The 4,963-nt window shown below is 71.3% G+C and carries 2 protein-coding genes and 1 pseudogene; 2 read left to right on the top strand and 1 reads right to left on the bottom strand.

The window, feature by feature from the left end; genetic code table 11:
* Positions 1 to 640: pseudogene (locus AOK08_RS41200) on the bottom strand (M1 family metallopeptidase); the annotation flags it as partial.
* A 225-nt stretch (positions 641 to 865) separates the two neighbouring features.
* On the opposite strand from AOK08_RS41200, the gene AOK08_RS41195 reads away from it, so the two are divergent.
* Together AOK08_RS41195 and AOK08_RS41190 are read left to right on the top strand one after the other, a co-directional pair.
* Positions 866 to 2,383: a 3' terminal RNA ribose 2'-O-methyltransferase Hen1 gene (locus tag AOK08_RS41195; RefSeq protein ID WP_055535615.1), complete on the top strand. Its 1,518-nt coding sequence runs from the start codon at positions 866 to 868 to the stop codon at positions 2,381 to 2,383.
* A complete protein-coding gene (locus AOK08_RS41190) occupies positions 2,380 to 4,947 on the top strand; it encodes a polynucleotide kinase-phosphatase (RefSeq protein WP_055535613.1) in 2,568 nt (855 codons plus the stop codon). Before AOK08_RS41195 ends, AOK08_RS41190 begins: the two co-directional genes overlap by 4 nt.
* Positions 4,948 to 4,963 lie beyond the last annotated feature (16 nt).

Raw genomic sequence — 4,963 nt, 5'->3', positions numbered from 1 at the left:
GGTGGTCGAGGCGCACCTGGAAGTCGCCGGCCAGTGTGTAGAAGCTCTCGCCGGTCGCCACATACGGATCGAGGTGCCACCCCTTCGCGTCGTGCACGGCCAGCACCGGCAGCGCGTTGCCGAGGAAGCGGAACGCGCCCTCACGGCCGAAGCGGCTGTTCCTACCGGGCACGGCGATGGACACGTCGAAGGCGACGGTCGCCCGCGCGCCGTGTGCGAGCGGCCTCGGCAGGGTGACGCGCAGCGCCGTGCAGCCCACGGTGAGGCGGCCCGGCGTGCCACCGTGAATCCTGGAGATCCGGACGGGGGACGGCTTGGCGGGCGTGCCGCAGCCGTCGTCGCCGTTGCCCCACAGGCGCAGGTACACCTCACGCAGCGGGCGGTCGGCGGCGTTGCGGAACGACAACCGCTGCCGGCCGGTCCAGTGGGAGCCGTCGGAATCGCCGCGCAGGGTCACGTCGTAGCGGGCTCGGTCGGGTGTCGCGGCCACGGCGGAGGCCTTCGCCCCGGCCGCGGACGTTCCGGCGGCGGGCGCCGTGTCGGCCCGGGCGACGGCGGAGCCCGCTGTCACGAGCGACGCGAGCAGCACAACGAGCAGGCGGCGAGGGGTTCTTGACGACAGTGCGGGCAGCGATGACATGGCAGCGGATCCTGTCATATCGCTCCGGCGACTGTCCCCTGGGGGAGAGAAGAGAGGGGGCCTGCTCCGTTTGGGCGACGCATCCTGGAGGACAGGCGGAGAGGACAGGCGGAAAGGGTGCAGGGAAAAAATCCCCGGGTGCGCCGGGGCCGTTCGCTGTACGTTGACGCACAGCACACCCGACAAATATTCCCAGTTCAAACCCTTCTCTGAGGCCTGGCCACCGTGTTCCTGACGATCAGCACCACCGGCACCCCCGAACGTCCCGCGACCGACCTCGGCTACCTGCTGCACAAGCATCCCGACAACGCGCAGACGTTCTCCACCTCCTACGGCATCGCGCACGTCCTCTACCCCGAGGCGTCCGACGAGCGCTGCACGGCGGCACTGCTGCTGGAGGTCGACGCGGTCGCCCTGGTCCGGCGCGGCAAGGGCAAGGGGCGCGGCGGAGCACCGGACGCGGCACTCGCGCAGTACGTCAACGACCGCCCGTACGCGGCGTCCTCGCTGCTCGCGGTCGCGCTGAGCGCCGTGTTCAGCAGCGCGATGAAGGGCCAGTGCCGGGCGAAGCCCGAACTCACCGGCCAGGCACGCCCGTTGCGCATCGAGGTGCCCGCACTGCCGGCCCGGGGCGGCGCCGACCTCGTACGGACCCTCTTCGAGCCGCTCGGGTGGACGGTGACGGCCGAACCGGTCGCGCTGGACGCGGAGTTCCCGGAGTGGGGCGACTCACGGTATGTGCGTCTCGTCCTCGAATCGGAGACGCTGACCCTCGCCGAGGCGCTGCGCCATCTGTACGTCCTGCTGCCGGTCCTCGACGACGCCAAGCACTACTGGGTGGCTCCGGACGAGGTCGACAAGCTGCTGCGGGCCGGTGAGGGCTGGCTGCCTGCGCACCCGGAGCAGAAACTGATCACCAGCCGCTATCTGTCCCGCCGTTGGTCGCTGACCCGGCAGGCGATGGAGCGACTGGAACTGGTCCGGCTGGCCGAGGCCGACGACAGCGACGTCGAGGAGATCGACAACGCGGTCGAGGACGAGACGGAGACCGAGCCCGAGGAGAAGCCGACCTCGCTCAACGTGCTGCGCCGGGAAGCGATCGTCGCCGCGCTGAAGGCGTCCGGGGCCACCCGGGTGCTCGATCTCGGGTGCGGGCAGGGCCAGTTGGTGCAGGCGCTGCTCAAGGACCCGGCGTTCACCGAGATCGTCGGGGTGGACGTGTCGATGCGTGCCCTGACCATCGCCTCGCGGCGGCTGAAGCTGGACCGGATGGGGGAGCGGCTCGCGTCGCGCGTCCAACTGCTCCAGGGCTCGCTCGCCTACACCGACAAGCGGCTCAAGGGCTACGACGCGGCCGTACTGTGCGAGGTCGTCGAACACCTCGACCTGTCCCGGCTGCCCGCCCTGGAGTACGCGGTGTTCGGCGCGGCCCGTCCCCGCACGGTCCTCGTGACGACACCGAACGTCGAGTACAACGTCCGCTGGGAATCCCTCCCGGCAGGCCACAGCCGCCACAGCGACCACCGCTTCGAGTGGACCCGGGCGGAGTTCCGCGCCTGGGCGGGCGCGGTGGCCGAACGGCACGGCTACGAGGCGGAGTTCGAGCCCGTCGGGCCGGACGACCCGGCGGTGGGTCCGCCGACCCAGATGGCCGTGTTCACGATGCGGACCGGGAACACCGACAGGACAACCGACAAGCCGGCCGACGAGGTCGTCAAGGAGAAGGAGGCGAACGCAGCATGAGCGGTGTCGAGAACGTCACACGTGTCGAGAACAAGGGGCGCGTGCTGCCCGTCACCGACCTCTCCCTCGTCGTGCTGATCGGGGCGTCCGGCTCGGGCAAGTCCACTTTCGCCCGGCGGCACTTCAAGCCGACCGAGGTCATCTCCTCGGACTTCTGCCGGGGCCTGGTCGCCGACGACGAGAACGACCAGAGCGCCTCCGGGGACGCCATCGACGTCCTGCACTACATCGCCGGCAAGCGGCTCGCCGCCGGCCGTCGTACGGTCGTCGACGCGACCAACGTCCAGGAGAGCGGCCGGAAGCAACTGATCGAGCTGGCCCGGCAGTACGACGTCCTGCCCATCGCCGTCGTCCTCGACGTGCCCGACGACGTCTGCGCCGAACGCAACGCCGCCCGCACCGACCGGGCCGACATGCCGCGCCGGGTCATCCACCGCCACATCCGCGAACTCCGCCGCTCCCTGCGCCACTTGGAGCGCGAGGGATTCCGCAAGGTGCACGTCCTGCGCGGGGTGGAGGAGATCGAGGGCGCCGAGATCCGTACCGAGAAGCGCTTCAACGACCTGAGCCACCTCACCGGTCCCTTCGACATCATCGGCGACATCCACGGCTGCGCGGCCGAACTGGAGACCCTGCTCGGCCGGTTGGGCTACGAGGACGGGGCGCACCCGGACGGCCGTACCGCCGTCTTCGTGGGCGACCTCGTCGACCGCGGCCCGGACAGCCCGGGTGTGCTGCGCCGGGTGATGTCCATGGTCGGCTCGGGCAACGCGCTGTGCGTGCCCGGCAACCACGAGAACAAGTACGGCCGCCACCTCAAGGGCCGCAAGGTCCAGCACACCCACGGACTCGCCGAGACCATCGAGCAGATGGCGGGCGAGAGCGACGAATTCCGGGCCCAGGTACGAGAGTTCATCGATGGGCTCGTCAGTCACTACGTCCTGGACGGCGGACGGCTGGTGGTCTGCCACGCCGGTCTGCCCGAGAAGTACCACGGCCGTACGTCGGGCCGGGTGCGCTCGCACGCCCTGTACGGGGAGACGACTGGGGAGACCGACGAATTCGGCCTGCCGGTGCGTTACCCGTGGGCGGAGGACTACCGGGGCCGGGCCGCCGTGGTGTACGGCCACACCCCCGTCCCGGAGGCGAGCTGGCTCAACAACACCATCTGCCTCGACACCGGTGCCGTCTTCGGCGGCAAGCTGACCGCGCTGCGCTGGCCGGAGCGCGAACTGGTCGACGTACCCGCCGAGCAGGTCTGGTACGAGCCGGTCAGGCCGCTGCGGTCGGAGGCCCCGGGCGGGCACGACGGCCGGCCGCTGGACCTGGCGGACGTGCACGGCCGCCGGGTGGTGGAGACCCGCCACGCGGGCCGGATCACCGTCCGGGAGGAGAACGCGGCGGCGGCCCTTGAGGTCATGAGCCGTTTCGCGGTGGACCCGCGCCTGCTGCCGTACCTCCCGCCGACGATGGCTCCGACGGCGACCTCCCACGTGGAGGGCTACCTGGAGCACCCGGCGGAGGCGTTCGAGCAGTACCGGGCGGACGGGGTCGAACGGGTCGTGTGCGAGGAGAAGCACATGGGTTCGCGGGCGGTGGCGCTGGTGTGCCGCGACGCGGAGGTCGCCCGGAAGCGGTTCGGTGTCGACGCCGAGGGTGTGACGGGTGCGTTGTACACGCGTACCGGGCGTCCGTTCATCGATGATCCGACGATGAACGGGGAGATCCTCGGCCGGGTGCGGGCGGCGGCGGACGCGGCCGGCCTGTGGGAGGAGCTGGGCACCGACTGGCTGCTGCTGGACGCCGAGTTGATGCCGTGGTCGCTGAAGGCGTCCGGGCTGCTGCGGTCGCAGTACGCGGCGGTCGGCGCCGCCTCCGGGGCGGTGTTCCCGGGGGCGCTGGCCGCGCTGGAGGGTGCGGCGGGGCGCGGTATCGACGTGCGGGAGCTGCTGGGGCGCCAGCGTGAACGGGCGGCGGACGCCTCCGCGTTCACTGCTGCCTACCGGCGCTACTGCTGGCCGACGGAGGGGTTGGAGGGAGTGCGGTTGGCTCCCTTCCAGGTCCTCGCGGTCGAGGGGCGCAGCCTGGCCGGGCTGCCGCACGACGAGCAACTGGCCCTGCTGGACCGGCTGGTGGAGCACGACGGTACGGGGCTGCTGCGGACGACGCGTCGGCTGTACGTCGAGACGGGGGACGCGGAGTCCGTGCGGGCGGGCGTCGACTGGTGGCTGGAGATGACCGGGCAGGGCGGCGAGGGCATGGTCGTCAAACCGCTCGGCGGGGTTGTGCGGGACGGCAAGGGGCGGCTGGTGCAGCCCGGGATCAAGTGCCGGGGGCGGGAGTACCTGCGGATCATCTACGGTCCGGAGTACACGCGGCCGGAGAACCTCGCGCGGCTGCGGGGGCGGTTCCTGAACCACAAGCGGTCGCTTGCGATCAGGGAGTACGCGCTGGGGTTGGAGGCGTTGGACCGGCTGGCGGAGGGGGAGCCGTTGTGGCGGGTGCATGAGGCGGTGTTCGGGGTGCTGGCGCTGGAGTCGGAGCCGGTGGACCCTCGGCTGTAGAGGGGGTTCCTCGCCC

This window comes from Streptomyces graminilatus (assembly GCF_001418565.1).
Taxonomy (GTDB): Bacteria; Actinomycetota; Actinomycetes; order Streptomycetales; family Streptomycetaceae; genus Streptomyces; species Streptomyces graminilatus.
This window is presented reverse-complemented; position numbering and strand designations above follow the sequence as displayed.

Coding starts and splice junctions, on each gene's coding strand:
- AOK08_RS41190 (WP_055535613.1), top strand. CDS start 2,380: ATGAGCGGTGTCGAGAACGTCACACGTGTCGAGAACAAGGGGCGCGTG.